Below are 1,299 nucleotides of genomic sequence, written 5' to 3'. Positions count from 1 at the left end.
ACTTAAAAGTCCTCTTATGATTTTAGAGGGTTTTTTATATCTAATCAGAAAAATTTTAGTTGATAATATGGGTATAAATGAAGTCTTGTTTGGAATCCAAATTGTAGTTGTCACTTCATTTGGAATTTTTTTTGCCTCTAAAGGGAAGAACTGGCTTACAGGGTGGTTATCTCTTCTCTCTATTATCATGAATATTTTTGTTTTGAAACAGGTGCGTCTAGGGCTTCTTGATGTCACTGCTGCAGATGTTTATATGACTGGTTTATTAACTAGCTTAAATTATGCTAGAGAGCTTTATGATTGTGAAAGTGTAAATGAAGCTGTACTGGGGTCTTGGGCTATAACTATTGCTTTTCTCATCTTGTCACAGCTTCATTTATCTCTAATACCTTCTGTTTACGACACAACTCAAAAACACTTTCAAGCTCTTTTTTCTCCTACTCCGCGTCTTATTGTGGCTTCTCTAGTGACCATGATGATAGTTCAGACCGTAGATGGAAAGTTATTTACTTGGTCTCAGAAATTTTTTCAGTACCGATATTTCGGAATTCGTAACATCTTATCTTTATTAGTATCTCAGATGATAGATACCTTAATGTTTTCCTTTCTAGGGTTGTATGGAATTATAACAAACCTTGCACATGTAATGTTTTTGGCTTTACTTATGAAATGGTGTGCGATAATTCTTTCTTGTCCCGTTATAGCTTTCATAGGACGTTCTTATAGTAGAAAGATCATCTTTAAAGAAGATCATCGCTAATTTTTCCTAAATACTCTGAAAAATCAGAGATTCTTAAAAAGTTTTTATGAGAAAGGCATGGAATTTTTTTAGCTATGGCATAGATCGTTGTTGAAAAAAAACTGAGAATAAGTGCTAAGAAGCAGCGTAAAACATCAAGAGCAAGTAGTAGAATGCCCAATCCTAAAAGTTCTGTAACTCCACAAAGTATTTCTACATTGCGAAAATGATAATCTTTTGGATGTACGGGTCCTGCCTCAACTTCTATAAGGCGAATAATCCCTGCAGTTGTAGAAATTATAGGGAGGCTACGATATAGCCTGCAGATAATAGACATACTTTTAAAAGGCAAGATTCTATTAGGAGAATGCTCAAGCTCTGAATAGTCATAACGTCTTCCTATAACAAGAGTACGTAGTGGTAAAGGCCATTTGTTAGTTGCATCTGTAAATTCTTCATAACATGAAAAAATGGGACACATTTTAAAATCTAAAACATTTAATAAAAGAGTTTAATTATATAAAAAATAATAAAAAAAGAAAAACTTTTATATTAAAATC

The 1,299-nt window shown here is 32.9% G+C and carries 2 protein-coding genes; one reads left to right on the top strand and one right to left on the bottom strand.

Features of this window, described 5'->3' with window-relative positions; translation table 11 throughout:
• Nucleotides 1–67 precede the first annotated feature (67 nt).
• A complete protein-coding gene (locus JMS40_RS03810; protein WP_201456953.1) occupies nt 68–760 on the top strand; it encodes a queuosine precursor transporter in 693 nt (230 codons plus the stop codon).
• Here the strand turns inward: JMS40_RS03810 and JMS40_RS03805 are convergent.
• Entirely contained in the window at nt 741–1,220 is a 480-nt protein-coding gene (locus tag JMS40_RS03805) for a hypothetical protein (RefSeq protein WP_201456952.1), read from the bottom strand. The two genes, JMS40_RS03810 and JMS40_RS03805, sit on opposite strands and share 20 nt — an antisense overlap.
• Nucleotides 1,221–1,299 lie beyond the last annotated feature (79 nt).

This window comes from Chlamydia sp. 17-3921 (assembly GCF_902705545.1).
Lineage (GTDB): Bacteria > Chlamydiota > Chlamydiia > Chlamydiales > Chlamydiaceae > Chlamydia.
Note: the sequence above shows the minus strand (reverse complement) of the source record. Positions and strands in the feature narration are given on the sequence as shown.

Bases quoted from the DNA above. Each gene is read 5' to 3' on its own strand.
- JMS40_RS03810 (WP_201456953.1), top strand. From the start codon at position 68: ATGGGTATAAATGAAGTCTTGTTTGGAATCCAAATTGTAGTTGTCACT.
- JMS40_RS03805 (WP_201456952.1), bottom strand. From the start codon at position 1,220: ATGTGTCCCATTTTTTCATGTTATGAAGAATTTACAGATGCAACTAAC.